At 70.3% G+C, this 25,522-nt stretch carries 23 protein-coding genes and 1 riboswitch; of the genes, 17 read left to right on the forward strand and 6 right to left on the reverse strand.

Going from position 1 to position 25,522, the window contains the following annotated elements; genetic code table 11:
* Positions 1–176: 176 nt before the first annotated feature.
* Entirely contained in the window at positions 177–974 is a 798-nt protein-coding gene (locus tag OG905_RS33715; protein ID WP_328680247.1) for a carbon-nitrogen hydrolase family protein, read from the forward strand.
* A gap of 50 nt (positions 975–1,024) precedes the next feature.
* Positions 1,025–2,737: a flavin monoamine oxidase family protein gene (locus OG905_RS33720; RefSeq protein WP_328680248.1), complete on the forward strand. Its 1,713-nt coding sequence runs from the start codon at positions 1,025–1,027 to the stop codon at positions 2,735–2,737.
* Between the two features lie 82 nt (positions 2,738–2,819).
* Here OG905_RS33720 and OG905_RS33725 read toward each other — a convergent pair whose 3' ends face one another.
* Positions 2,820–3,524, reverse strand: a complete 705-nt coding sequence (locus tag OG905_RS33725; RefSeq protein WP_328680249.1) for a DUF5995 family protein — start codon at positions 3,522–3,524, stop codon at positions 2,820–2,822.
* Between the two features lie 225 nt (positions 3,525–3,749).
* Between OG905_RS33725 and OG905_RS33730 the strand changes: the two genes are divergently transcribed.
* Complete coding sequence (locus OG905_RS33730; RefSeq protein ID WP_328680250.1) at positions 3,750–5,036, forward strand: alginate lyase family protein; 1,287 nt, start codon at positions 3,750–3,752, stop codon at positions 5,034–5,036.
* Between the two features lie 120 nt (positions 5,037–5,156).
* On the opposite strand, the gene OG905_RS33735 is transcribed toward OG905_RS33730, so the two are convergent.
* Positions 5,157–6,368 carry an MFS transporter gene (locus OG905_RS33735; RefSeq protein ID WP_328680251.1) on the reverse strand — a complete coding sequence of 404 codons (1,212 nt, stop codon included), beginning with the start codon at positions 6,366–6,368 and terminating at the stop codon, positions 5,157–5,159.
* Positions 6,369–6,456: 88 nt separating this feature from the next.
* Here OG905_RS33735 and OG905_RS33740 point away from each other — a divergent pair, with 88 nt between their 5' ends.
* Entirely contained in the window at positions 6,457–7,626 is a 1,170-nt protein-coding gene (locus tag OG905_RS33740; protein ID WP_328680252.1) for an ROK family transcriptional regulator, read from the forward strand.
* 19 nt (positions 7,627–7,645) lie between these two features.
* Here the strand turns inward: OG905_RS33740 and OG905_RS33745 are convergent, their stop codons facing one another.
* Positions 7,646–8,383 carry an SDR family oxidoreductase gene (locus tag OG905_RS33745; protein WP_328680253.1) on the reverse strand — a complete coding sequence of 246 codons (738 nt, stop codon included), beginning with the start codon at positions 8,381–8,383 and terminating at the stop codon, positions 7,646–7,648.
* 239 nt (positions 8,384–8,622) lie between these two features.
* Positions 8,623–8,753: riboswitch (FMN riboswitch) on the forward strand.
* Positions 8,754–8,908: 155 nt separating this feature from the next.
* Between OG905_RS33745 and ribD the strand changes: the two genes are divergently transcribed.
* From ribD to OG905_RS33795, 10 genes are all read left to right on the forward strand, one after another.
* A complete protein-coding gene (gene ribD, locus OG905_RS33750) occupies positions 8,909–10,003 on the forward strand; it encodes a bifunctional diaminohydroxyphosphoribosylaminopyrimidine deaminase/5-amino-6-(5-phosphoribosylamino)uracil reductase RibD (protein WP_328680254.1) in 1,095 nt (364 codons plus the stop codon).
* A gap of 2 nt (positions 10,004–10,005) precedes the next feature.
* On the forward strand, positions 10,006–10,632 hold the full coding sequence (locus tag OG905_RS33755; RefSeq protein ID WP_328680255.1) for a riboflavin synthase: 627 nt from the start codon (positions 10,006–10,008) through the stop codon (positions 10,630–10,632).
* Entirely contained in the window at positions 10,629–11,282 is a 654-nt protein-coding gene (locus OG905_RS33760; RefSeq protein ID WP_328680256.1) for a nicotinamide mononucleotide transporter family protein, read from the forward strand. Before OG905_RS33755 ends, OG905_RS33760 begins: the two co-directional genes overlap by 4 nt.
* Positions 11,279–12,568, forward strand: a complete 1,290-nt coding sequence (locus tag OG905_RS33765; RefSeq protein WP_328680257.1) for a bifunctional 3,4-dihydroxy-2-butanone-4-phosphate synthase/GTP cyclohydrolase II — start codon at positions 11,279–11,281, stop codon at positions 12,566–12,568. Before OG905_RS33760 ends, OG905_RS33765 begins: the two co-directional genes overlap by 4 nt.
* A 40-nt stretch (positions 12,569–12,608) precedes the next feature.
* A complete protein-coding gene (gene ribH / locus OG905_RS33770) occupies positions 12,609–13,094 on the forward strand; it encodes a 6,7-dimethyl-8-ribityllumazine synthase (RefSeq protein ID WP_142215996.1) in 486 nt (161 codons plus the stop codon).
* 34 nt (positions 13,095–13,128) lie between these two features.
* Entirely contained in the window at positions 13,129–13,401 is a 273-nt protein-coding gene (locus OG905_RS33775) for a phosphoribosyl-ATP diphosphatase (protein ID WP_142215995.1), read from the forward strand.
* 44 nt (positions 13,402–13,445) lie between these two features.
* Positions 13,446–14,294, forward strand: coding sequence for an ATP phosphoribosyltransferase (gene hisG / locus OG905_RS33780; protein WP_328680258.1), 849 nt, complete (start codon positions 13,446–13,448; stop codon positions 14,292–14,294).
* A gap of 15 nt (positions 14,295–14,309) precedes the next feature.
* The gene (locus OG905_RS33785) at positions 14,310–14,768 is read left to right on the forward strand and encodes a PH domain-containing protein (protein WP_328682745.1); all 459 of its coding nucleotides are present in this window, start codon (positions 14,310–14,312) and stop codon (positions 14,766–14,768) included.
* A 213-nt stretch (positions 14,769–14,981) separates the two neighbouring features.
* Positions 14,982–16,322, forward strand: a complete 1,341-nt coding sequence (locus OG905_RS33790) for a hemolysin family protein (RefSeq protein WP_328680259.1) — start codon at positions 14,982–14,984, stop codon at positions 16,320–16,322.
* A complete protein-coding gene (locus OG905_RS33795; protein WP_328680260.1) occupies positions 16,319–17,401 on the forward strand; it encodes a hemolysin family protein in 1,083 nt (360 codons plus the stop codon). The genes OG905_RS33790 and OG905_RS33795 overlap by 4 nt, the downstream gene beginning before the upstream one ends.
* Position 17,402: 1 nt before the next feature.
* On the opposite strand, the gene OG905_RS33800 is transcribed toward OG905_RS33795, so the two are convergent.
* Positions 17,403–19,298, reverse strand: coding sequence for an AAA family ATPase (locus tag OG905_RS33800; protein WP_328680261.1), 1,896 nt, complete (start codon positions 19,296–19,298; stop codon positions 17,403–17,405).
* Between the two features lie 338 nt (positions 19,299–19,636).
* Complete coding sequence (locus OG905_RS33805; protein ID WP_328680262.1) at positions 19,637–20,293, reverse strand: uridine kinase family protein; 657 nt, start codon at positions 20,291–20,293, stop codon at positions 19,637–19,639.
* A gap of 178 nt (positions 20,294–20,471) precedes the next feature.
* Here OG905_RS33805 and OG905_RS33810 point away from each other — a divergent pair, with 178 nt between their 5' ends.
* Together OG905_RS33810 and OG905_RS33815 are read left to right on the forward strand one after the other, a co-directional pair.
* A complete protein-coding gene (locus OG905_RS33810) occupies positions 20,472–21,839 on the forward strand; it encodes a peptidase C39 family protein (protein ID WP_328680263.1) in 1,368 nt (455 codons plus the stop codon).
* Between the two features lie 109 nt (positions 21,840–21,948).
* Positions 21,949–22,629: a TetR/AcrR family transcriptional regulator gene (locus OG905_RS33815; RefSeq protein ID WP_328680264.1), complete on the forward strand. Its 681-nt coding sequence runs from the start codon at positions 21,949–21,951 to the stop codon at positions 22,627–22,629.
* A gap of 55 nt (positions 22,630–22,684) precedes the next feature.
* Here the strand turns inward: OG905_RS33815 and OG905_RS33820 are convergent, their stop codons facing one another.
* Complete coding sequence (locus OG905_RS33820; RefSeq protein WP_328680265.1) at positions 22,685–23,935, reverse strand: glycoside hydrolase family 18 protein; 1,251 nt, start codon at positions 23,933–23,935, stop codon at positions 22,685–22,687.
* Between the two features lie 339 nt (positions 23,936–24,274).
* On the opposite strand from OG905_RS33820, the gene OG905_RS33825 reads away from it, so the two are divergent.
* Positions 24,275–25,447 (forward strand): acyl-CoA dehydrogenase family protein, encoded by a 1,173-nt coding sequence (locus tag OG905_RS33825; protein ID WP_328680266.1) that lies wholly within the window; start codon positions 24,275–24,277, stop codon positions 25,445–25,447.
* Positions 25,448–25,522: the final 75 nt, after the last annotated feature.

Raw genomic sequence — 25,522 nt, forward strand, 5'->3', positions numbered from 1 at the left:
TCCGACCTGTGATGCCGCTCTGATTCGGCGGCACGCAACGAATCACCGCTCCGGGCGGGCACAGCGCAATGGATCGACCATCGACACGCAACGGTCGCGGGTTGTCCCGGCGGGAGTCCGGACCGTACCGTTTTTAACGTCTTCTTCACCCCGCATACATCGCCCAGAGGTTGCCGATGCCCCCGCTGCGCACCGCCCTGCTCCAGAGCTCCGGCCGCCCGGGCTCGGTCGCCGAGAACCTCAAGGTGCTCGACGAGGCCGCGGCCCGCGCAGCGGCGGCCGGTGCCGGACTGCTGATCGGCCCCGAGATGTTCCTGACGGGGTACGCGATCGGCGACCAGGTGCCCGTGCTGGCCGAGCCCGCCGACGGCCCCGCCGCCCGGTCCGCCGCTGAGATCGCCCGCCGCCACGGCATCGCCGTGATGTACGGCTATCCCGAGCGGGACGGCGAGAGGATCTTCAACTCCGCGCAGCTGATCGGCCCCGACGGCGAGAGCCTCGCGAACTACCGCAAGACCCATCTCTTCGGCTGCTTCGAGCAGCAGTGGTTCACCCCGGGCGAGCAGCCGGTTGTCCAGGCCGAGCTCGGCGGGATCCGGATCGGCCTGCTGATCTGCTACGACGTGGAGTTCCCGGAGAACGTCCGGGCGCACGCGCTCGCCGGCACCGATCTCCTGCTGGTGCCCACGGCCCAGATGCACCCCTTCCAGTTCGTGGCCGAGTCGGTCGTCCCGGTGCGGGCCTTCGAGAGCCAGATGTACATCGCGTACGTCAACAGGACAGGCCCGGAAGGGGAGTTCGAGTTCGTCGGACTCAGCTGCCTGGCGAGCCCCGACGGCACGACCCGCGTCCGCGCCGGGCGGGGCGAGGAACTGGTCGTCGGCGAGGTCGATCCGGCCCTGCTGAGCGCCTCCCGTGAGGCCAATCCCTATCTGCGCGACCGCCGCCCGGGCCTCTACGGCTCCCTGATCTGAACCTCTCCCCGCTCGCCGCACACGCTTTCCCCGCAAGGAGTCCGTACCCCATGACGTCCACGGTGCCCACCACTGCTGTCCAGCACACCGACGAGCAGCCGCCCATCACCATGTTCGGTCCGGACTTTCCTTATGCGTACGACGATTTCCTCGCCCACCCGGCGGGCCTGGGCCAGATACCCGCGACCGAGCACGGCACCGAGGTCGCCGTCATCGGCGGCGGGCTCTCCGGCATCGTCGCCGCGTACGAGCTGATGAAGATGGGCCTCAAGCCGGTCGTCTACGAGGCGGACCAGATCGGCGGCCGGCTGCGCACCGTCGGCTTCGAGGGCACCGGCACGGATGAGCTGTCCGCCGAGATGGGCGCGATGCGCTTCCCGCCCTCCTCCACCGCGCTGCAGCACTACATCGACCTGGTCGGTCTGACCACGCAGCCCTTCCCCAACCCCCTCGCCCCCAGCACCCCGTCGACCGTCGTCGACCTCAAGGGCGAGTCGCACTACGCGGAGACCATCGACGACCTGCCGCAGGTCTATCGCGATGTGATGGACGCCTGGAACGCCTGTCTGGAGGAGGGCGCCGACTTCTCCGACATGAACCGCGCCATGCGCGAGCGCGATGTGCCGCGCATCCGCGAGATCTGGGCGAAGCTGGTCGAGAAGCTCGACAACCAGACCTTCTACGGATTCCTCTGCGAGTCCGAGGCCTTCAAGTCCTTCCGGCACCGCGAGATCTTCGGCCAGGTCGGCTTCGGCACCGGCGGCTGGGACACCGACTTCCCCAACTCCATCCTGGAGATCCTGCGCGTCGTCTACTCCGAGGCCGACGACCACCACCGCGGCATCGTCGAGGGCAGCCAGCAGCTGCCGCTGCGGCTCTGGGACCGCGAGCCCGCCAAGATCACCTACTGGGCGCCCGGTACCTCGCTGTCCTCCCTGCACGAAGGCGACCCGAAGCCGGCCGTGACCCGGATGCACCGCACCGCTGGCAACCGGATCACCGTCACCGACGCCTCCGGCGACATCCGTACGTACAGGGCGGCCATCTTCACCGCGCAGTCCTGGATGCTGCTCTCCAAGATCGCCTGTGACGACTCGCTCTTCCCCATCGACCACTGGACGGCGATGGAGCGCACCCACTACATGGAGTCGTCCAAGCTGTTCGTCCCGGTCGACCGGCCGTTCTGGCTGGACAAGGCCGTCGACGGCCAGGGCAACGCGACTGGCCGTGACGTCATGTCGATGACGCTCACCGACCGGATGACCCGCGGCACGTACCTGCTCGACAACGGGCCCGACAAGCCGGCCGTCATCTGCCTCTCGTACACCTGGTGCGACGACAGCCTCAAGTGGCTGCCGCTGCCCGCGAACGAGCGGATGGAGGTCATGCTCAAGTCGCTGGGCGAGATCTATCCGAACGTCGACATCCGCAGCCACATCATCGGCAACCCGGTCACCGTGTCCTGGGAGAACGAGCCGTACTTCATGGGCGCGTTCAAGGCGAACCTGCCGGGCCACTACCGCTACCAGCGCCGTCTGTTCACGCACTTCATGCAGGACGGGCTGCCCGAGGACAAGCGCGGCATCTTCCTGGCGGGCGACGACATCTCCTGGACGGCGGGCTGGGCCGAGGGCGCCGTGCAGACCGCGCTGAACGCGGTGTGGGGCGTGATGCACCAGCTCGGCGGGGAGACCGACCCGAGCAACCCGGGCCCCGGCGACCTGTACGACGAGATCGCTCCGGTCGAACTGCCGGAGGACTGAGACGACCGTCCGGGGCCGGCCGCGATCCGGCCGGCCCCGGACGGTGTTCAACTGCCGAGGCGCCCGCCGCCCGGACGCCCGGTCAGCGCCAGGGCGTGAGCAGACAGCGCCCGACGAGACCGACGCCCGTGTCGAGTCGTTCGGTGAACTCCTCGGCCAGGCCCGGGAGTTCTCGTACTCCCCACAACAGTCGCGCCGCCGACCAGGCGCCCTCGCGAGCCCGGTCGAGGCTCCATGAGCCGACCAGGTGGGTGAGCGGATCGGCGATCTCCAGCAGATCGGGGCCCGGCATCAGATCCTCGCGGATGCGCTCCTCCAGGAGCGTGAGGATGTCGCCGACGCGGTCGAACTCGGCCTCGAGATCGGCCGGTTCGCAGTCGAGCGCCCGGCAGGCGTCGACCACGGCGAGTGCCAGATCGTGCCCGATGTGCGCGTTGATGCCTGCGAGCGCGAACTGCAGTGGCCGTACGCCGGGATGGCGCCGGTACTGGAAGAGCGGCCGCCAGCAGGCCGGCGGGCGGCGTCCCTCCGCCGCCGCGTCCACGGCGGCCAGATAGCGGCGGGCGAAGAGCACGTCCAGCGTGGCCGCGGCCCGGCGGTCCGGGAAGCCGCCGCCGTCGATGTGCCGGTCGATCTCCTGCGTGACGGCCAGATAGACCCGGTTGAAGACGGCGACCCCGTCCGTGGCGGGCCAGTCGTCGCGCAGCGCGTGCATCCGTTCCACCACTGAGTCGACCGGAGAGGGGCGACGGTCGGCCCGGGCCGCGACATGTTCCATCTGCGCCATGCAGGCAGCGTCCCAGCCGGAGGCGAAATGGCGCGGTGACGGGCCGGGGCTTCCCCAGAACGGAGGACGCGCGGATCGGCGTCGTTCGCCGGGGTTCACGGAGGCTTCCCGGGCGGCAGTCCCATCCGTGAATCGTGCACACGGCATTGTCACCCGTACCTGGTGGCTCTACGCTCTCACGGTCTCGTCCATGAATTGCGATCACATACCTGATGGGAGCATTCGATGACCGGAAGACCCCGACGGCGCCGGGGAGTTGTGCTCACCGCCGTCGCCGCCTGTGTCACCGTGCTCGTACCGATCGCGTCGTCCCAGGCCGCGGCCACGTCCGGCTCGCGTCCGGTGCCGAAGACAGTGGTGATCGACGGCAAGCGGCTCACAGAGGCCAAGTCGCGGCTCGACCACGGCGATCCGGCACTGCGCAAGGCGGCCCAGGCTCTTGTCGTACGCGCCGACGGCTGGCTCGGACAGGGGCCATGGACCGTCGTCGACAAACCCAAGCCCGCACCGAGCGGCGACGTCCACGACTATCTGAGCCAGGCGCCCTACTGGTGGCCCTCGCAGCCCAAGACGCCCGAGAATCCCTGGGGTTGCCCGTACGTCCAGCGCGACGGCGAACGCAATCCCGAGGTCGACACCGGCACCGACCGCCCCGACATCGGCAAGGTCGTGAACTCGGTCACCACGCTGAGCCTCGCCTGGTACTACACGGGCAGGAAGCAGTACGCCGAGCACGCGTCGAGGATCCTGCGCACCTGGTTCCTGGACCCGGCGACCCGGATGAACCCCCATCTGAACCACGGGCAGTTCATCCCCTGCAAGTACGACGGCCGGGCGATCGGCATCATCGACTTCTCGCAGCAGTACACCAGCGTCCTGGACGCCGTCGCGATCCTTCAGAGCGGGGCGCCCGGCTGGTCGAAGAGCGACCGGACCGCCATGCGGGCCTGGAACACGTCTTTCCTGGACTGGCTGGTGAACTCGCGCTTCGGCAAGGACGAGTCGGCGGCCAAGAACAACCACGGCACGTTCCACGACATGCAGGTGGCCGCCCTGGCGCTGGCCACCGGCGACAGGGACCTCGCACGCAAGGTCGTCCTCGACGCGCGCGGCAAGCGGATCGACCCGCAGATAGCCGCCGACGGCAGTCAGCCGCAGGAGCTCGCGCGGACCCGCAGCTGGCACTACTCGACCTTCGACCTCGTCGCGTACACCCGGCTCGCCGACATCGGCAGGCAGGTGGGCGTGGACCTGTGGGCGTACCGGGGCCCGCAGGGACAGGGCCTGTTCAAGGCGGTCGACTATCTGCTGCCCGCGGCGACGGGGGCGACGGCCTGGTCGCATCCCGAGCTCGAGTTCTACCGGTACGCGGCGAGCGACGTGGTGCACGCGGCGGCGGACGCGGGTGACGCCAGGGCGAGGGCGGCGGTGCCGAGGCTTCAGACACCGCCGGGCGGTGACCTGTGGGCGCTGCGGCCCGCGGCGGAACAACTGGACTCGATCGCGGGCTGAGCGCTTCGGCCCAGGGCGTGTTCTGGAAGTAGCGCCGTCCGCCCGCGGGGTGGGGGTACCTCCCAGGCGAAGCTCTGGGGGAGGGACTTCTCAACACGCCCTCCAAAACACGCCCTCGCGTCAGGGCAGCCGCTCGACAACCGCGTCCGCGACGCCGGACTTCACGCTGTCCCGCCCCGCCGAACGCAGTACCCCCGCGCCCGCGACCAGCCCGAAGGCAAGCAGCGTCACCAGGCCGAAGGAGACCACCAGGCTCGTCGCGTCGGCCACCGCCCCGATCGCCGAGGGCGCGATCAGCCCCGAGGTGTACGTGATCGTGGCGACGCCCGCGATCGCCTGGCTCGGGTTCGGCCCGCTGCGCCCCGCCGCCGCGAAGGCCAGCGGTACGACGACGGCGACCCCGAGCCCGATGAACGCGAAGCCGGTCATCGCCACGGCCGGATGCGGCGCGACGACCACCAGCAGCCCGCCCGCCGTCGCCAGCACGCCTCCCACCCGCACGGTGCGCACCGGCCCGAAGCGGTCCACGATCCGGTCGCCGGCCAGCCGCGCCACCGCCATGGTCAGCGCGAACGCGGTGGTGGACGCGGCGGCGAGACCGGCCGATGTGTCCATCTCGTCCCGCAGATACACCGCCGACCAGTCCAGGCTCGCGCCCTCCGCGAACACCGCGCAGAACCCGATCGCGCCGATGACCAGCGCCGACCTGGGCGGCAGCGCGAACCGCGGCGGCGGTGCCTCGTCGGGCGCGCTGCGCAGGTCGAGCACGCCCTGACAGGCGGCGAGCCCGAGCACGGTGAGCGTCAGGGCGGCGAGCGCGTGGTGCAGCCGGGCGTCGCTGCCCAGATGCGCAGCGAGCGTGCCGCCTGCCGAGCCGATCAGCGCGCCCGCGCTCCACATGCCGTGCAGCCCGGACATGATCGACCGGTCGAGCCGGTTCTCGGTCTCGACGCCGAGGGCGTTCATCGCCACGTCGGACATCCCAGCAGCAGCCCCGAACACGAAGAGTGCCGCGCACAGCGCGAGCAGATTCGGGGCGAAGGACGGCAGGGTCAGCGAGAGGGTCCACAGGACGATCAGCCCCCGCAGGGCGTTGCGTGCGCCGAAGCGGTGGCTGACCGCTCCGGCCAGCGGCATGGCCACGGACGCGCCGAGCGCGGGGAAGGCGAGCGCGAGACCGAGCTGCCCGGCGCCGACCGACGCGTGGTCCTGGATCCAGGGGATCCGGGTGGCGAAACTGCCGGTGACCGCGCCGTGCACGCAGAAGACGGCGGCGATGGCATACCGCGCCCGCCTCAATCTCTGCTGATCGAAGACCACTTCGTTCGCCATGCCCTGCCCCTCCCCGTCGTCGTGCCGCGTAAACTATCAGGAACCCTGCCTGATAAATAGTGAGGCGGGGATCTGGAAGGATTCCGGCATGCCCGCATCACCGAGCACCGCCCGTGCCATCAATGACCGGCACGCCCTGCAACTGCTGCAGCAGGAAGGGCCGTTGACGGCAGGGCAGCTGAAGACCAGGACCGGACTCTCCAGGCCCACCGTCGCCGACCTGGTGGAGCGCCTGCAGGGCTCCGGCCTGATCCAGGTCGTCGGCGAGGCGGGCACGGAGCGCCGTGGCCCCAATGCCAGGGTGTACGGGATCGTCGCCGACCGCGCGCACCTGGCCGCTCTCGACGTACGGACCCAGAGCGTGACCGTCGTTGTCGCGGATCTGCTCGGCGTCACCCTGGCCGAGGCCTCCCTCCCGATCGGCAGCGACACCGGCACCGAGCCTGCGGTCGAGCAGGCGGTCGCGCTGCTGGAACGGACCGCACGCGATGCGGGCGCGCCCCGGCTGCACAGCGTCGGCATCGGTGCGCCCGGCCTGATCGACCCGGTCACCGGCGAACTGCGCGACACCTCCGGCCTGCCCGCCTGGCACCGCCGTCTGGTCGCCGCCCTCCAGGAGAGGCTGCCTGCCAGGGTGCTCGTCGAGAACGAGACCAATCTGGCGGCTGTCGCGGAACAGCGCCTCGGCGCGGCACGCGACCGCGACACCTTTGTCCTTCTGTGGCTCGGACACGGCGTCGGGGCGGCCCTCTTCCTCGACGGCAGGCTCCGCAAGGGTGCCTCGGGAGGCGCGGGGGAGATCGGCTTCCTGCCGGTGCCCGGCACTGCGGGCACGCCCACCGCGGTCGACTGCGGAGGCGGCTTCCATTCACTGGCCGGATCCGCCGCGATCTGCCAGCTCGCCGCCGAGCACGGCATCGAGGCCGACCGTGGCGGGGAGCCCCCGGCCGCGGCGCTGGTGCAGTCGGCAGTGGCGGCCGGGCGGGGCGACTTCCTCGACGCCCTCGCCCACCGGCTGTCCCTCGGCGTGGCCGCGGTCGCCGCCGTACTCGACCCGGGCTGCGTCGTCCTCGGCGGCGAGGTCGGCCACGCCGGCGGCACGGAGCTGGCGGCGCGGGTCGAGTCCCGGCTGGCCGGGCTCTCCCCGCTGCGTACGGAGGTACGTGCCGGGGAGCTGGGCGGTACGGCGGTGCTGAGCGGCGCCCTGCTCACGGCGCGCGAGGCGGCACAGGACGAGCTCTTCACCCCACGGGGTTGAACCGCACGCGAGGTGCGCCTCAGCCGAGCCGTCGCGTCAGGAATTCCTCGAACGTGACCTTCCCGACGGCCCGTTCGGGCGCCAGATGCTCGCCGTCGCGGAAGCCCGCGTACGCCTTCCCGGCCAGCCGCACCGGCAGGATCGGACGGCGCTTGCCCGTCGCGCGGAGATACGAGCGCGCCAGATCCGCGAGCGGGCGGACATCCGGGCCGCCCATGTCCGCGACCCGCCCCGCAGGCGCGCCCACGGCCAACTCGGCCAGCCGGTCGGCGACTTCACCCGTGTCGATCGGCTGCACGCTCACCCCCGAGGGCAGCGCCAGCACCGGCAGCCGGGCAGCGCCCGCGATCAGGCGGTGCACCAGATCGTGGAACTGGGTCGTCCGCAGCACCGTCCAGCCCGAGCCCGACTCCTCGATCATCCGCTCGACCTTGTGCTTGACGCCGTAATAGCCGAGCGGCAGCCGGTCCACGCCGACGATCGAGATGTACACGAGATGCGGCACTACGGCCCTGCGCGCGGCCGCGAGCAGATGCCCGGCCGCCCTGTCGTCACCGCCGCGCGGACTGGTCGCGCAGTGCACGATCGCGTCCACACCCTCGACCGCCGCGTCCAGGCCCGTACCCTCGCGCAGATCGACGGCATACGGCTTCGCATGGCGGCTGAGCGCCCGTACGTCGTGTCCGCGCCCGCGCAGCCGGTCGCACACCAGCCTGCCCAGCGTTCCCGTACCACCCGTCACCAGGATCGATGCCATGGCATCAGCCTGTCAGAGGCGCCGGGAAGCCGAAGACCCGGCGGCGGCAAGGGCCGGTTCTCCGCCGCCGGGCGGTCGACACTCCACGGACAGCGGAGGTGCCGCCGAGATTAAAAGGACTAGACCAGAGTGGTCAATAGGTCAGAACCGGCCGACCGGACAGAACCTTGTGAGCCAGTCCACAGTTGGTCACTCGTACAGCCCATGCCCGGCATGGCACACTGGCCCTGTATCAGCAGCAGCGCACTCCGGGGTCGGTGTAATTCCGAACCGGCGGTTACAGTCCGCGACCCGTCCGCATCCAGCGGTCGGTTGACCAGGTGAAATTCCTGGACCGACGGTGAAAGTCCGGATGGGAGGCAGTGCGCGGCGGGCGACCTTTCCGGTACGCCGGCCGTAGTGGCTGATCGCCGTTCCAACGGCGATCGGTGTGCTCGGCCTCGGCGACCGCCGTGAAATGTTGTTCCGCTCTCTGTCGTCATCGACAGGCCCCGGAGTCCGTGCCCGAAGAGGCAGGAGGACCCGGTGGCCACCGCAGCCGACGTGGACGCCATGCGCCGAGCAATCACGCTCGCCGCCCGCGGACTCGGCTCCACCAGCCCCAACCCGGTCGTCGGGTGCGTCATTCTCGACGCCTCGGGAGAGCCTGCGGGCGCGGGTCACCACCAGCGCGCCGGCGGCCCGCACGCCGAGGTCAACGCTCTGAGTGACGCTGGCGATCGGGCCCGCGGCGGCACCGCGTACGTCACCCTCGAACCCTGCAACCACACCGGCCGCACCGGCCCCTGCGCCCAGGCGCTCATCGAGGCCGGGGTCAGCCGGGTCGTCTACGCGGTCGGCGACCCCAACCCGCAGGCCACCGGCGGCGGCGACACCCTGCGCGCCGCCGGAGTCCGGGTCGAGTCGGGCCTGCTCGCCGACGAGGCCGAAGCGGGCAACATCGCCTGGCTCACCTCCGTACGCCTCGGCCGCCCCTTCGTCCTGTGGAAGTACGCGGCCACACTCGACGGCCGCATCGCGGCCAAGGACCGCAGCAGCCGCTGGATCACCTCGCCCGAGTCGCGCGCCGACGTCCACCGGCTGCGCGCCGAGGCCGACGCCGTGGTCGTCGGGTCCGGGACGGCCCGCGCCGACGACCCGCATCTCGCGGTGCGCGGCATCGAGGGCGCCGACCAGCCCCTGCGGGTGGTTCTCGACACCGAGGCCACCGCGGTCGGGCCCGGCGCCCGTGTTCTCGACGACGCCGCGCCCACGCTGATCGCCGTCGCCGAGGACGCCGAGGCCCAACTGCCCGACGCCGTAGAGGTCGTGAGGCTGCCTCGCGCCGGGCGGGGCCTGTCCGTGGCGGCCCTGCTGGAAGCCCTCCACCAGCGCGGCATCCGCTCCGTCCTTCTCGAAGGCGGCCCGACCCTCGCCGGAGCCTTCGTCGCCGCGGGCACCGTCGACAAGGTCGTCGGCTATCTCGCCCCCGTACTCCTCGGCGCGGGCCCCGCCGCCCTCGCCGACGCAGGAATCTCCACGATCACCGAAGCGTTGCGGCTCGAGCTGACCGAGACCGTACGCATCGGACCCGATCTGCGCATCACTGCCGTACCCCAAACCGCCCCGAAGGAGCGCTGAGCGTGTTCACCGGAATCGTTGAAGAACTGGGTGAGGTCACCGCCGTCGAGAACCTCGGCGACTCCTCCCGCTTCCGACTGCGCGGCCCCGTCGTCACCGAAGGTGCCAAGCACGGCGACTCCATCGCCGTCAACGGCGTCTGCCTCACCGTCGTCGACTTCGGCGACAGCGAGTTCACCGCCGATGTGATGGCCGAGACGCTGGGCCGCTCCAGCCTCGGCGCGCTCCAGGAAGGCTCCAGGGTCAATCTGGAGCGGCCCATGGCCGTCGGTGGCAGGCTCGGCGGCCACATCGTCCAGGGCCATGTCGACGGCACGGGCACCATCGTCGAGCGGAAGCCCTCGGAGAACTGGGAGATCGTGAAGATCTCCCTCCCCGCCGACCTCACCCGCTATGTCGTCGAGAAGGGCTCCATCACCGTCGACGGCGTCAGCCTCACGGTCGTCGACGCCGGACCCGACTACTTCACCATCAGCCTCATCCCCACCACCCTCGCGCTGACCACGCTCGGCATCAAGCAGCCCGGCGACCCGGTCAACCTCGAGGTCGACGTCATCGCCAAGTACGTCGAGCGGCTGCTCGGCGCGCGGTCGGCGGACGCCGCGGACGCCGAGGAGAGCGCGAAGTGAGTGCCGTCAACTGGCTGAACAGCGAGGCCTTCACGGCCTTCGACCAGCACATCAAGTGGGCCGACATGATCGGCAACCTCGTCGGCCTGACCGCCCTCGCGCTCGGCTGGCGGCGCTCGATATGGACCTGGCCCGCGCAGTTCGCCTCCGGTGTCATTCTTCTCGTCGCGTTCGCCTCCGCGCATCTCACCGGCAGTGCGGGCAAGCAGGTCGTGGTCATGGTCGTCGCGGCCTGGGGCTGGTCGCAGTGGACCCGCGGCCGGCAGCAGGCGCAGGACGGCTCGATCGCCGTCCGCTTCGCCACATGGCGCGAGCGAGGAGTCCTCGCCGCCGCCGCGGCCGTCGGCACGCTCGCCGTCGGCGGCCTGTTCACCCTCTACCCGTCGCTGTCCTGGGACGCATGGCCCGACGCGTACATCTTCGTCGGCACGCTGGTCGCCATGTACGCCCAGGCCCGCGGCATGGTCGAGTTCTGGTTCGCCTGGCTGCTCGTCGACCTCGTCGGCGTGCCGCTCAACTTCGCCAACGGCTTCGCCTTCTCCGGATTCGTCTACGTCATTTACGGCGCGCTCGTCCTGTGGGGCATGCGCGACTGGTGGCTGCGCTCCCGTACGAGCGCCAAGCCCTCCCTGGAAGGAGCGGCAGCATGACTGCTCAGCCCACCTGGTACTCCACCGACAACGTCGAGGACTTCGCCCTCGACCCGGTCGAGCAGGCCATCCGAGACATCGCGGCGGGACGGCCCGTCGTGGTCGTCGACGACGAGGACCGCGAGAACGAGGGCGACCTCGTCATCGCCGCCGAGAAGGCCACACCCGAGATCGTCGCCTTCATGATGAGCGAGTGCCGCGGCCTGATCTGCGCCCCCATGGAGGGCGAGGAGCTGGAGCGGCTCGACCTGCCGCAGATGGTCGAGCACAACACCGAGTCGATGCGGACGGCCTTCACCGTCTCCGTCGACGCGGGCCCGGCCTTCGGCGTCACCACCGGTATCTCCGCCGCCGACCGCGCCACCACCCTCCAGTTGCTGGCCGGCGGCAAGGCCGAGGCCTCCGACTTCGTACGCCCCGGGCATGTCTTCCCGCTGCGCGCCAAGCCCGGCGGGGTGCTGGTGCGCAACGGCCACACCGAGGCCGCCGTCGACCTCGCCCGGCTCGCGGGCCTGCGCCCGGCCGGTGCGATCGTGGAGATCGCGGGCGAGGACGGGGTCATGCTGCGGCTGCCCGAGCTGATTCCGTTCGCCCGCAAGCACGGCCTGACGATCATCTCCATCGAGGACCTGATCGCCTACCGCCGCTCCTCCGAGCCCACCGTCAAGCGGGAGGCCGAGGTCAATCTGCCCACCTCCTTCGGGCAGTTCACCGCCTACGGCTACCGCTCCACCGTCGACGGCATAGAGCATGTCGCCCTCGTCCACGGGGAGATCGGCGACGGCGAGGACGTCCTCGTCCGCGTCCACTCCGAGTGCCTGACCGGCGACATCTTCCACTCGCTGCGCTGCGACTGCGGCCCCCAGCTCCAGGCCTCCATGGAGCACATCACCGAGACCGGCCGCGGTGTCGTCGTCTATCTGCGCGGTCACGAGGGCCGCGGCATCGGCCTGCTGTCCAAGCTGCGCGCGTACGAACTCCAGGAACGCGGTCGCGACACCCTCGACGCCAATCTCGAACTCGGCCTGCCCGCCGACGCCCGCGACTACGCGGCGGGCGCCCAGATCCTCGAGGACCTCGGCGTACGCAGCCTCCGGCTGATGACCAACAACCCCGACAAGATCACCGCGCTCGTCCGGCACGGACTCACCGTCCACGGCCGTGAGCCGATGCCCGTCCAGGCGGGCGAGCACAACCTCCGGTATCTGCGCACCAAGCGGGACCGGATGGGACACGACCTGCCCTGGCTCGACGCCTCCACCGCGTCCGCCTGCGGCAACCAGTAACCAGCGCGAGAAGCACGACAGAAAGCGTCAAGGGAGAAAAATGAGCGGCAAGGGTGCACCCGAACTGTCCGTACGCAACTGCGGCGACCTGCGGGTGGCGGTGATCGCGGCCCAGTGGCACGAGAAGGTCATGGACGGCCTCGTCGACGGCGCCCTGCGTGCCCTGCACGAGGTGGGCATCGACGAGCCGACGCTGCTGCGTGTCCCCGGAAGCTTCGAGCTCCCGGTGGTCGCCAAGGTGCTGGCCGGCCGCGGCTACGACGCGATCGTCGCGCTCGGTGTCGTCATCCGCGGCGGCACCCCGCACTTCGAGTACGTGTGCCAGGGCGTCACCCAGGGCCTCACCCAGGTCTCCATCGACACCGGCGTCCCCGTCGGCTTCGGTGTGCTGACGTGCGACACCGAGGAGCAGGCACTGGACCGGGCCGGACTTGAGGGATCGAACGAGGACAAGGGCCACGAGGCGGTCACCGCCGCACTCTCCACCGCGACCATCCTGCGTTCAGTATCTGAACCCTGGCGCTGAGGAGAAGGCCCTTCGTCGTAGGGTGGGCACCATCATGGCGAACAAAACCTTCGAAGAGCTCTTCGCCGAGCTGCAGCTCAAGGCGAAGAACGGCGACCCTGCCACCTCCCGCACCGCCGAGCTGGTGGACAAGGGTGTGCATGCCATCGGCAAGAAGGTCGTCGAGGAGGCCGCCGAGGTGTGGATGGCCGCCGAGTACGAGGGCAAGGAAGCCGCCGCCGAGGAGATCTCCCAGCTGCTGTACCACGTCCAGGTGATGATGGTCGCCCGCGGGATCTCTCTCGACGACGTCTACGCCCACCTCTGAGCACCGCCCCCGTCACATACGCACGAACAAAGGAAGCCCGTCTCATGCTGCGCATCGCCGTCCCCAACAAGGGTTCACTGTCCGGACCTGCGTCGGCGATGCTCCATGAGGCCGGCTACCAGCAGCGCAAGGAGTCCAAGGAGCTCGTTCTCGTCGACCCCGAGAACGACGTCGAGTTCTTCTATCTGCGCCCGCGCGACATCGCGATCTACGTCAGCTCCGGCAAGCTCGACATCGGCATCACCGGCCGCGATCTGCTGTTGGACTCCGGGGCCAACGCCGAGGAGATCCTCCAGCTCGGCTTCGCCCGCTCCACCTTCCGCTACGCCACCAAGCCCGGCACGGCCAAGGACGTCGGCGACTTCGGCTCAATGACCATCGCCACCTCCTACGAGGGCATCGTCGCCAAGCACCTGGCCGACAAGGGCATCGACGCCTCCGTCGTCCACCTCGACGGCGCCGTCGAGACGGCGATCCAGCTCGGCGTGGCGCAGATCATCGCGGACGTCGTGGAGACCGGCACCAGCCTGCGCAACGCGGGTCTGGAGGTCATCGGCGAGCCGATCATGACGTCCGAGGCGGTCGTCATCCGCCGTACCGGCGCGGAGGCGGACGACCCCAAGGTGCAGCAGTTCCTGCGCCGCCTCCAGGGCGTCCTGGTCGCCCGCAGCTACGTGATGATGGACTACGACTGCCGCGCCGAGCACCTGGAGCAGGCCGTCGCCCTCACCCCGGGCCTCGAGTCCCCGACCATCTCGCCGCTGCACAACGAAGGCTGGGTCGCGGTCCGCGCCATGGTCCCCGCCAAGGAGGCGCAGCGGATCATGGACGACCTGTACGAGCTCGGCGCGCGGGCGATCCTCACCACGGCCATCCACGCCTGCAGGCTCTGAGAAATGCCGGAGACCATGTCCGCCGACGCGCCCCAAGTCCCCGCGCTTCCGGTCACGTTCAGGCCCACCCGAACCCGGGTCGTCCTGCTGACCGTGGGCGTGGCGATGTTCGCCGTGATCACCGCGGTCGCCCTGCTGCTCGAAAAGCTCAGCGCGGGGGAGCGGAGCAGCTTCATCTTCACCGCGCTGCTCTTCTTCGGCGTACTGGCCCTGCTGAGCAGGCCCAAGGTCGTCGCCGACGAGAACGGCGTCACCGTCGTCAACCTCACCCGTACGCGCCGTCTCGAGTGGGCCGAGATCCTGCGGGTGAATCTGCGGCCCGGTGACCCGTGGGTCTTCCTCGACCTCAGCGACGGCACCAGCCTGCCGGTGCTCGGCATCCAGCCCGGCATCGCCAGGGCACACGCCATCCGTGACGCCCGCGCGCTGCGAGCGCTCGCGGAGAGCCGCGGCACCCGCCCGGACAACGATTGAGACGAGGACCACGGCGAGCCCGCGCGGCGATGCCCCTGCCGCGTCCGCCCCTGTCGTGATTACTCTGGTGACGGTGGCGCCAAGTGCGCCCCCTCCCGCACCACCCGGCCGGCCCCGGCCCGCGGGACACCTGCGACCCGAGGAGTGACTCCCTCCAGCAATGGACGGATCGTCCGGTAGTACCTGCGCCGCCCCCTCCCTGGAGGCGGCGGCATGATCATCGCCCTGTTGCTGCTCGCCGCGGCATTCCTCCTGATCCTCGCCAACGGCTTCTTCGTGGCGGCCGAGTTCGGCCTCGTCACGGTGGAGCGGCCCGACGCAGAGCGCGCGGCCGCCGACGGCGACCGCCGTGCCCGCCGCGTCGTCACGGCACTGCGTGAGCTTTCCTTCCAGCTCTCCGGCACCCAGCTCGGCATCACCATCACCTCGCTCGTCGTCGGCATGCTCGCCGAACCCGCGACGGCCCGGCTGCTCCACTGGCCGCTGACCGCGACCGGGCTGCCCGAAGGGGCCGTCTCCGGCATCGCGGTGGTGATCGGGATGCTGCTCGCCTCCGCCGTCCAGATGGTGATCGGAGAGCTCGTCCCCAAGAACTGGGCGGTCTCCCGGCCGCTGCAGGTCGCGCGCTTCGTCGCCGGACCGCAGCATCTCTTCTCGACCGCCTTCCGCCCCGTCATCACCCTGCTCAACACCGTCGCCAACCGTCTCGTACGGCTGCTCGGCGTCGAACCGGCCGACGAGCTGGCGTCCGCCCGCACCCCCGGCGAGCTGGTCTCGCTCGCGCGCCACTCGGCCCAGGCGGGCGCGCTGGAGCAGGACACGGCCGATCTGTTCGTACGGACCCTGTCCCTCGGACATCTCACCGCGCAGCATGTGATGACCCCGCGGGTGAAGATGAGCGCCCTGCGGTCCGACGCCACCGCGGCGGACGTCCTCAACCTCACCCGGGCGACCGGCCTTTCGCGCTTTCCCGTCTACCGGGAGCGCATCGACGAGATCGTCGGCATGGTGCATCTCAAGGACGCCCTCGCGGTGCCCGTCGACGAGCGGCTGCGCACCCGGGTGGACCGGGTGGCCGTCGCTCCGCTGCTGGTACCCGAGACGCTGCCCGTGCAGCAGCTCCTGGAGCGGCTGCGCAGTGAGCAGCCCATAGCCGTGGTGGTCGACGAGTACGGCGGCACCGCCGGGGTGGTCACCCTTGAGGACATCATCGAGGAGCTTGTCGGCGAGGTCCGCGACGAGCACGACGCCGAGGCCGACGCCCGGCCCGAACTCGCTCCGGTGGCGGCCGAGGACGGCCATCCCGCTTGGGAGGCCGACGGCAGCTGCCGCGTCCTCACCCTGCGCCGGATAGGCCTCGAAGTGCCGGACGGTCCCTACGAGACCGTGGCCGGTCTTGTCGCCGATCTGCTGGGGCGCATCCCCGCCCCCGGCGACCGGGCAGAACTGCCCGGCTGGCGGCTCTCCGTGCGCCAGGTGGACCGCTATCGCGCCGAGCGGGTACGTCTGGTGCGCACCGCCGACCTTCCGGCCCTGACGGAGGCCGCGCGATGAGCCTCCTGCAACTGCTGTTCGCACTGCTGCTGGTGCTGGCGAACGGGTTCTTCGTCGGAGCCGAGTTCGCCCTCGTCTCCGTACGCCGTAGCCAGATCGAGCCGCGTGCCGCCGAGGGCTCGTCGCGGGCCCGGCAGGTGCTGCACGGGCTGGAGAACCTGCCGCAGATGATGGCGGCCGCGCAGTTCGGCATCACCATCTGCTCGCTGACCCTCGGCGCGGTGGCCGAGCCGACCGTGGCCCATCTGCTGGAACCGGTCTTCCACGCGGCCCATGTGCCCGAGGGGCTGATCCATCCGCTGGGCTATGTCATAGCCCTGGCCGTGGTCGTCTTCCTGCATCTCGTCATCGGCGAGATGGTCCCGAAGAACCTCGCGATGGCCGCGCCCGAGAAGACCGCGATCTGGCTGGGCCCGGGCCTGGTCGGCTTCGCCCGGCTGTGCCGCCCGGTCACGGTGGGCCTCGGCGCCTGTGCCCGGCTGGTGCTGCGGGCCTTCCGGGTCGAGCCCAAGGACGAGGTGGAGGCGGTCTTCACCAGTGAGCAGCTCAACCGGCTGGTCGAGGACTCGGGTCAGGCGGGGCTGCTTGAGCCCGCCGAGCAGGAACGTCTTGAGGACGCGCTGGAGCTGGGCAGCCGCCCGGTGACGGATGTGCTGATCGACCGCTCCACCCTGGTGACGGTCCCGCCGTCGGTGACCCCCCGCCAGATCGAGGAGCTGACGGTACGCACCGGCTACTCCCGCTTCCCCGTCTGCGCCGAGGGCGTGGGCCCCTTCATGGGCTACCTCCACGTCAAGGACGTACTCGACGTGGAGGACGGCGAACGGGCCGTGCCCCAGCAGATCTGGCGCCCCATGGCGACCCTGCGGGCCGAGCTCCCCCTGGACGATGCCCTCACCGTGATGCGCCGCGCGGCCACCCACCTCGCCCAGGTCGCCGACGCGTCCGGGCGGGTGCTGGGTCTGGTCGCACTGGAGGACGTCCTGGAGATGCTGGTAGGCGAGGTCCGTGACCCGTCCCACCGGGTCACGGTGCCCAGGACGCCCCAGCCGTCCCTGGACAGCGCCCTGGTGGGCTGAGTCAGACAGGTGGAGGATCCTGCGGGCCGCGGTCCACCGGGCCGCGGCCCGACAGGACTTCGCCGTACGCCTGCATCAGATCGGGCAGCCGCAGCGTCGAGAGGTCCTCGCGGGTCGGCGTGCCCGGGTATCCGGACAGCCGCAGATCGCGGTAGGCGCAGCTCTTCTCGTACAGGGTGCGCAGAAAGCGGCCGTTGCCGAGCTCGTCGATCCAGCCCTGGTCGACCACATGCCCGCTGATGGAGCGCAGTTCGTCGCGTGACTCGTCGTCCCACACATCGCCGTTCTCGGCGGCCAGCACCTCACCGATCGCGGTCAGTTCGAGAGGGCGGTACGAGGGGAAGTCGACGCGGGTGGTGAAGCGGGAGGAAAGACCGGGGTTGGTGGCGAGGAGGCGGTCCATTCCCTCGGGGTAGCCGGCCAGGATGACCACCAGATGGTCGCGGTTGTCCTCGGCGCGCTTGAGGAGGACCTGAAGGGCCTCGTCGCCGTATGCGTCGCCCTTGGAGTAGCCGGAGTTGGAGAGGCTGTACGCCTCGTCCACGAACAGCACGCCGCCGAGCGCCGAGTCGATCAGCTCATTGGCCTTCACCGCCGTCTGGCCCAGGAACTCGCCCACCAGATCGGAGCGCTGGGCCTCCACCAGATGGTCGCCGCCGAGCAGCCCGAGGGCGTAGAAGACCCGGCCGAGGATACGGGCGACGGTGGTCTTGCCGGTGCCGGAGGGGCCCGAGAAGACAAAGTGACGTTTCGGAGGCTGGACGGGAAGGCCCTGGCCGGCTCGCAGCCGAGCCATCTTCAGCTGTGCCGACAAGGCCTTGACCTGCCGTTTGACCGGTTCAAGGCCCACCATCCGCTCCAGCTCGGCGAGTGCTTCGGCGAGCAGTACCGGATCGGTGGGGCCCGCCGGGAACGTCGGCGGCGACGGCTGTACGGGAACGACCGCCTTGCGCCGCACCCCCTCGGGCGGGACGCTCGGCACCGAGCCCGGGAGCTGGGTCTGCGGATCGGGGCCGCTCCGCGCCTCCGCCGCCAGGGGCCCGTCGCCGTCGGCCTGCGCGTCGGCGACGTCCTGCCCGACACCGGCGATGGACACGGCCGCGAGCCCCGCCGAGTCGTCGTATCCGTCGATGCCGTCGTACTCCGCGATCGCGGCGAGGCGCGCCGAGGTGTCCATGAAGGCCGGATCGATCCGGTGCACCGCCCGGTACAGCGGCAGGGCGGCGGCGCTGCGGCCGGTGCCCTCGTGCGCCCGCGCCAGCCAGTACCGCAGTTCCTTGCGCTGTGGCTGCTCGCTGCGACAGCGCATCAGGGCGGAGGAGAGCAGCGGCTCCGCCTGCCCGTACATCTCCAGGCGCACGCGTGCCATACCGCCGAAGAGGCCGGCCTCGATGCCCAGGAGCGGATCGTTGACCAGCGGCTCGGTGTGGCGTACGAGCTGTTCCCAGTCCTTGACCAGATAGGCCCGGCAGGCGTGCAGAAAGCGCACCTGCGGGTCGGCGTCCACCGGCGGCAGCCCGGCGAGCGCCCGGTCCAGCTCCGGCACATGGCGGCCGTCGAGCCAGTGGGAGGCGTGGGCGAGTAAGAGATCGCGCGGGCTCTCGAGGACCGGCTGGACCCACCAACCCAGCCAGTACCAGGAGTTGAGGGTGCGGCGGTGGCGGGCGCGCTGCTCGCCGAAGCGTTCGCGTGCGCGGTACATGCGCAGCAGAGCGGTTGTCGTGTCGACGCGCAGCGCGTGCAGTCCGAGCCAGCCGTCGGCCATCCCGGGGTCGAGCCGCACGGCGGTACGGAACTCCTCCTCCGCCTGCGGATAGGCGCCCATCGTGTAGGCGTCCACGCCGCGCACCCAGGCGAGGTCGGCGGGGGCCGGTGCGCCCTGCGTGCCGATGTCCATCAGGTCCCCCACAAACGTGCACGTGTGCTGAGCTGACGCACTGAACCGCCTTGCCGTGGACGGGAATTGACCCCACCGACGTGCATCGTACCTGCGCAAAGGGGTTGCCAATAAGGCCGCACAAGGGAACCGGTGGTCGTGACCCTGGGTAAGCGGAGGCAGGTCGCCATGCCGGTGAAGTGGGGAGAGGGCAGAACGAAGCCCCCGATCACGGGGGAACAACCGGGGGCTTCGCGTCTGCGGCGGCTCCGGAAAGCCGCACATTGAGAACGTAAGACCTGTACGCCCTGTCGGTCAAGAAGGGTTGTAGCTCTCTTGAGAGTGCGATTTCCGACTGCTCAGTATGCAGGGGGAAAGCGGTCACCCTGTGTGATGAACCAGTTCGGCCGTGCTGTCTTAGCAGGTCCCGGGAGCCACTCGTATCCCTCGCGGCACTCCCGTATCAGGGCATCCGCGAACGGACGAGAAGGGTCCGCCGCGAAATGGCGTGTCTCCGCCACCGTCCAGTCGTCCCAGAAGGCGGAGAGTTCGCTTCCGTCGCGCTGGCGGCCCCGCTGCCAGGCCTCTTCGGCCTCCCTCTCCATCCACAGCAGCCCCGCCAGATACGGGCGCAACACCCGTCTCCCGGCACCGACCCCCTCGATCAGCACGACGGGAGCCGCTTCCAGCGGATGCGGGGACCCGAAGCGCCGCAGATTCCAGTCGTAGGGGTGAAAGTGTGCGGTTCTGCCGTTCGAGAGCGGCTCGATCACCTCGGCCAGCATCCGGTCCGTCCAGCTGAAGAGCTCCTCATGGCTGGCCAGATCGTCGAGATGCAGCACCGGCACGCCGTCGCCGTTGTCGTCGCTGCCGTCGTCGCCGACGGCCGCGGCGAGCCGGGCGGCGAAGGTGCTCTTCCCCGAGCCCGCGTGACCGTCGACCGCGATCAGCCGCACCGGTCCGCAGGAGGGCGGCAGCGCGCGCAGCGCACGGGCCCGCCGATCGAGGTCGCTCATCCGGCCAGCCTACGAGGCGCGGGCGACCCACCCCAGCTCAGCCAGTGGACCAGACCCATAGTGGTGGGCCGAGTCGCACCACCCATATTGGTGGAGCGACTCGGCTCCCGACGCTGGCAGAAGGCCACCGCGACCCGCGATAGTGGCCCCACTGTCGCGCACCTGACTTGGGGGTCCCATGTCCAGACCTGCTTCGCGTAGAACCGTGCTGAGCGCCGCGATCGCCGCGGCGGCGGGCGCGGGCGCACCCTTATCGTCCGCCGCCGCTGCGCCTGCCGCCCCCGCCTCGAAGCCGACGGGACTGGGCAAGCCGCTGCCGCAGGTGGACAACCACTTCTGGACCTCGTACACCGACTGGCGCAGTGGCGCTGCCACCGGAACTCAGGCCGTCGCGGGCCCCCGCCCCGGCCTGGTCATCGGCGCCGCCGCGGGCCGCCGCGTCTACATCGATCCGCACACCGGGCAGACGACCACCTGGGAGTACGCCACCTGGACCTCGCCCGTCCATGTCTCCCCGGTGCCCGCGACCGAGGTCATCGCCTCCTGGAACGCCCATACCCCGGCCGGCACCTGGCTCCAGGTCGAGCTGCGCGGCCGCTACTCCGACGGCACCGCGACGCCCTGGTTCGTGATGGGCCGCTGGGCGGCGGGTGACGCGGACATCAGGCGTACCTCGCTCGACGACCAGACGGACGGCAAGGCCACCATCTGGACCGACACCTTCGCGATCGACGATGCGGCGAGCGGTCTGCGGCTGAACTCGTACCAGCTGCGCCTCACGCTCTACCGCAAGCCGGGAACGAGCCTCACGCCCACGGTCTGGCGACTCGGCGCGATGGCCTCCGACATCCCGGACCGCTTCACGGTGCCGGCGTCGACGCCGGGGCTCACGCGTGAGCTGGGGGTGCCGCGCTACTCGCAGAACACGCACGTCGGCCAGTACCCGGAGTACGACAACGGCGGTGAGGCCTGGTGCAGCCCCACCTCCTCGCAGATGATCATCGAGTACTGGGGGCGCAGGCCCGGCGCCGCCGACCTGGCCTGGGTGAATCCCGCCTTCGCCGACCCCCAGGTCTGCCACGCGGCCCGCTTCACCTTCGACTACCAGTACAACGGCTGCGGGAACTGGCCCTTCAACGCTGCCTACGCGGCGAGCTACCCGGACATGAGCGCCGTCGTCACCCGGCTGTCCTCGCTCACCGACCTGGAGACGCTGATCCGGGCCGGGATCCCGGCCATAACGTCCCAGTCGTTCCTCAAGGAGGAGCTGACCGGCGCGGGCTACGGCACATCCGGCCATCTGATGACCGTGATCGGCTTCACCGCCGGGGGCGATGTGATCGCCAACGATCCCGCGTCGCCCAGCAACGCCGCCGTGCGCCGCGTCTACCAGCGTGCCGAGTGGGAGAAGATCTGGCTCCGCACCAAGCGCTACAACGCGAGCGGCAAAGTGGTGTCGGGCACAGGCGGCGTCTGTTACCTGTACTGGCCCGCGCGCCCGACGGCCGCGCAGCGCCTGGCTCTGGCGGGCTTCGGCATCCACTGACAGCACGAGCGGATCCTGGGGGCCGCCCGCGCCCGGCGCGTAAGGGGAGTGCATGCACAGGTCTGCCATACTGCGGAGATCCTGTGGCAGTTGGAGACTAGGGCGCAATTTGAATAATAGTCAACAGCGCGGCGCGACCGAACGATCGCAGGTACGCCGCGGTGAACTCCTCGCAACCGGGCGGAAGCTGTTCGCCGACACTTCCTATGACGCGCTGTCGATGGATGACATCGCCAAACACGCCGGAGTCGCCAAGGGGCTGATCTACTACTACTTCAAGAGCAAACGCGGCTACTACCTGGCCATCATCGAGGACTCGGTGGCCGACCTCGTCTCGCGCGCCGCGGGCGAGAGCGAGTTGCCGCGCGCCGAGCGCGTGTACCGCACCGTGGACGGCTATCTGCGCTACGCCCACCATCACCAGGCGGCGTTCCGCACCATCGTCACCGGCGGAGTCGGCTTCGACACCCAGGTGCAGTCGATACGTGACGCGGTGCGCGAGGAGCTGATCGCCACCATCGCCGAGGGCGCGTACGGCAGGCGCGACATCCCCGTGCTCGCCCGCCTCGCGCTGCTGGGCTGGCTCAGCAGCGTGGAGGGAATCACCCTGGACTGGCTGGGCCGCCGGGAGCTCCCGCGGGAGACCGTGTGCGCGCTGCTGATGCGGATGCTGCGCGGCACGCTCCATACGATCGCCGAGTTCGAGCCGGAGTGCCCGGAACCGCCCAGGGAGCCCCTGCCTGCGGCGCTCACCGACGCCGGTTCCATGCCCACACCGGTCGAGGCGTGAGGCGAGGGCGGGCCGCCGTGCGGGCGGCCCGCCCTCGACTCGTCTCACCCGTGCGTCAGTTGATGGCCTTGATCAGCTCTCCGTTCGAGGTGTCACCGCTGAGCTCCCAGAAGAAGGTGCCGCCCAGGTTCTGCTGGTTCTTGTAGGTCATCTTCCCGGCGATGGTGGAGGGGGTGTCGTAGCTCCACCACTGATTGCCGCAGTGCGCGTACGCGGTCCCGGCGACGGTTCCGTTGGCCGGGCACTTGGACTTCAGTACCTTGTAGTCGTCGATTCCCTGCTCGTACTTGCCCGGCGCGGGCCCGGTCGCCGTGCCACCGGGTGCCTTCTGGGTCACGCCGGTCCAGCCGCGTCCGTAGAAGCCGATCCCGAGCAGCAGCTTCGACGACGGGATGCCGAGGCTCTTGAGCTTCTTGATCGCCGCGTCGGTGTTGAAGCCCTGCTGCGGGATGCCGGTGTAGGAGGTGAGCGGGGAGTGCGGGGCCGTGGGCCCCTGCGCCGCCCAGGCGCCGAAGAAGTCGTACGTCATCGGGTTGTACCAGTCGACGTACTGGGCGGCGCCCGCGTAGTTCGCCTTCTCGATCTTGCCGCCGGACGAGCCGTCGGCCGTGATCGCCGCCGTCACCAGGTTGGAGCTGCCGAACTTCGAACGCAGCGCGGACATCAGGTTCTTGAAGGACTCCCGGCCGCTGGTGTCGCAACTCAGGCCGCAGGTGTTGGGGTACTCCCAGTCGATGTCGATGCCGTCGAAGACATCCTTCCAGCGGGGGTCCTCGACCAGGTTGTAGCAGGACTGGGCGAAGGCCGCCGGGTTGGCCGCGGCCTGGCCGAAGCCGCCCGACCAGGTCCAGCCGCCGAAGGACCAGAGGACCTTGAGGCCCGGGTGCAGCTTCTTCAGCTTGCGCAGCTGGTTGAAGCTGCCGCGCAGCGGCTGGTCCCAGGTGTCGGCGACGCCGTCGACGCTCTGCGCGGCGGTGTAGGTCTTCTCATAGTCGGCGAAGGAGTCGCCGACCGTGCACTTGCCGCCGGAGACGTTGCCGAAGGCGTAGTTGATATGGGTCAGCTTGCTCGCCGATCCGGACGTCTGGATGTTCTTGACGTGGTAGTTGCGGTCGTAGACGCCCCATTCGGTGAAGTAGCCGATCACCTTGCTCCCGGCCTTCGGGGCGGCGGCCTTGGCGGCGGGGGCCGATTCGCCGGCGGAGGCGAAGTGGGCGCCGGTGAACAGGGTCGCGCCGAGGGCTGCGGTACAGGCGGCGGCTACGAGCGCCCGGAAGCGGGCGCGGGGACGGTGTGATCCGGGCATCAGGTCTCCTCGTGGGGGAGGGAGATCGGGTGGGGATGTGCGGTCGGCCGTCGGGCTTCTTTGGCATGAACGCGGTCATGCACTGGGGGGAAACGGTAGAAGGACTAGACCATTTGGTCAATGGTTCGGACCAATCTCGCCACGGTGCCCGGGATGCGGAGCTGGAATTGCCGCCCCGTGACGGAACTGAGCTGATCAGGCATACTCGACGCGCCAACAGCCACCGTCAGCCACTTCCGTGATCCGGAAGGGCAGCATCGGCCTGGCAGGAAGACCGGCGGCGCGCCCACACCCTTCGCGCGCGACGCCGCAGCGCCCGACAGGGAGGAGAGCGCCGCAATGCCCGACCGCGCCCCGCAGCCGGTGGAACGTCAGCTGCCCACCGAGGAGTCCAGGGATCTGATCACCCTGGTACGCGACATCGTCCAGCGGGAGATCGCCCCCAGGGCGGCCGAGGAGGAGGACGCCGGGCACTTCCCGCGCGAGGTCTTCTCGCTCCTCTCCGAGTCCGGGCTGCTCGGCCTCCCGTACGACTCCGAGTACGGCGGCGGAGACCAGCCGTACGAGGTCTACCTGCAGGTTCTCGAAGAGCTCGCCGCCGCCCGCCTCACCGTCGGTCTCGGCGTCAGCGTCCACACCCTGTCCTGTCACGCGCTGGCCGGCTACGGCACCAAGGAGCAGCAGGCCGAGCATCTGCCCGCCATGCTCGGCGGCGGCCTGCTCGGCGCGTACTGCCTGTCCGAGCCCGCCTCGGGATCGGACGCCGCGTCCCTGCGTACCAAGGCGGTGCGCGGCGGCGACAGCTGGGTGATCACCGGTACCAAGTCCTGGATCACGCACGGCGGCATCGCCGACTTCTACACGGTCATGGCCCGCAGCGGCGGCGAGGGGGCCCGCGGCATCACGGCCTACCTCGTCCCCGGGGACACCCCCGGCCTGAACGCCGCCGCGCCCGAGAAGAAGATGGGCATGAAGGGCTCGCCCACCGCCCAGCTGAACTTCGACGGCGTACGCGTCCCCGACTCCCGTCGGATCGGCGAGGAGGGCCAGGGCTTCGCGATCGCGCTGTCCGCCCTCGACTCCGGCCGGCTCGGCATCGCGGCCTGCGCCATCGGGCTCGCGCAGGCGGCCCTGGACGAGGCGGTCTCGTACGCGACCGGGCGGCAGCAGTTCGGCCGGCCCATCGCCGACTTCCAGGGGCTGCGCTTCATGCTCGCCGACATGGCGACCCGGATCGAGGCGGGCCGCGCGCTCTATCTCGCCGCCGCGCGGCTGCGCGACGCGGGACGGCCCTTTTCCCGGCAGGCGGCGATGGCGAAGCTCTTCTGCACGGACACGGCGATGAGCGTCACGACCGACGCGGTCCAGGTGCTCGGCGGCTACGGTTACACGCTGGACTTCCCGGTCGAGCGCTATATGCGCGAGGCGAAGGTGCTCCAGATCGTCGAGGGCACCAACCAGATCCAGCGCATGGTCATCGCCCGACACCTGGCAGGGCCCGAGACGCGCTGAATGCTAGGGCCTGGTCGGCTGGGCAGGCCCTTGGGCGTGTTTTAGAAGTTTCGCCTGCCCCGCGACGCCTGGCAC

Origin of the sequence: Streptomyces sp. NBC_00322 (assembly GCF_036147535.1) — a bacterium.
Taxonomy (GTDB): Bacteria; Actinomycetota; Actinomycetes; order Streptomycetales; family Streptomycetaceae; genus Streptomyces.

Excerpts from the sequence above, each read along its gene's own strand:
- OG905_RS33715 (WP_328680247.1), top strand. The coding sequence starts at position 177 with ATGCCCCCGCTGCGCACCGCCCTGCTCCAGAGCTCCGGCCGCCCGGGC.
- OG905_RS33720 (WP_328680248.1), top strand. The coding sequence starts at position 1,025 with ATGACGTCCACGGTGCCCACCACTGCTGTCCAGCACACCGACGAGCAG.
- OG905_RS33725 (WP_328680249.1), bottom strand. The coding sequence starts at position 3,524 with ATGGCGCAGATGGAACATGTCGCGGCCCGGGCCGACCGTCGCCCCTCT.
- OG905_RS33730 (WP_328680250.1), top strand. The coding sequence starts at position 3,750 with ATGACCGGAAGACCCCGACGGCGCCGGGGAGTTGTGCTCACCGCCGTC.
- OG905_RS33735 (WP_328680251.1), bottom strand. The coding sequence starts at position 6,368 with ATGGCGAACGAAGTGGTCTTCGATCAGCAGAGATTGAGGCGGGCGCGG.
- OG905_RS33740 (WP_328680252.1), top strand. The coding sequence starts at position 6,457 with ATGCCCGCATCACCGAGCACCGCCCGTGCCATCAATGACCGGCACGCC.
- OG905_RS33745 (WP_328680253.1), bottom strand. The coding sequence starts at position 8,383 with ATGGCATCGATCCTGGTGACGGGTGGTACGGGAACGCTGGGCAGGCTG.
- OG905_RS33765 (WP_328680257.1), top strand. The coding sequence starts at position 11,279 with ATGACTGCTCAGCCCACCTGGTACTCCACCGACAACGTCGAGGACTTC.
- ribH (WP_142215996.1), top strand. The coding sequence starts at position 12,609 with ATGAGCGGCAAGGGTGCACCCGAACTGTCCGTACGCAACTGCGGCGAC.
- OG905_RS33775 (WP_142215995.1), top strand. The coding sequence starts at position 13,129 with ATGGCGAACAAAACCTTCGAAGAGCTCTTCGCCGAGCTGCAGCTCAAG.
- hisG (WP_328680258.1), top strand. The coding sequence starts at position 13,446 with ATGCTGCGCATCGCCGTCCCCAACAAGGGTTCACTGTCCGGACCTGCG.
- OG905_RS33785 (WP_328682745.1), top strand. The coding sequence starts at position 14,310 with ATGTCCGCCGACGCGCCCCAAGTCCCCGCGCTTCCGGTCACGTTCAGG.
- OG905_RS33790 (WP_328680259.1), top strand. The coding sequence starts at position 14,982 with ATGATCATCGCCCTGTTGCTGCTCGCCGCGGCATTCCTCCTGATCCTC.
- OG905_RS33795 (WP_328680260.1), top strand. The coding sequence starts at position 16,319 with ATGAGCCTCCTGCAACTGCTGTTCGCACTGCTGCTGGTGCTGGCGAAC.
- OG905_RS33800 (WP_328680261.1), bottom strand. The coding sequence starts at position 19,298 with ATGGACATCGGCACGCAGGGCGCACCGGCCCCCGCCGACCTCGCCTGG.
- OG905_RS33805 (WP_328680262.1), bottom strand. The coding sequence starts at position 20,293 with ATGAGCGACCTCGATCGGCGGGCCCGTGCGCTGCGCGCGCTGCCGCCC.
- OG905_RS33810 (WP_328680263.1), top strand. The coding sequence starts at position 20,472 with ATGTCCAGACCTGCTTCGCGTAGAACCGTGCTGAGCGCCGCGATCGCC.
- OG905_RS33820 (WP_328680265.1), bottom strand. The coding sequence starts at position 23,935 with ATGCCCGGATCACACCGTCCCCGCGCCCGCTTCCGGGCGCTCGTAGCC.
- OG905_RS33825 (WP_328680266.1), top strand. The coding sequence starts at position 24,275 with ATGCCCGACCGCGCCCCGCAGCCGGTGGAACGTCAGCTGCCCACCGAG.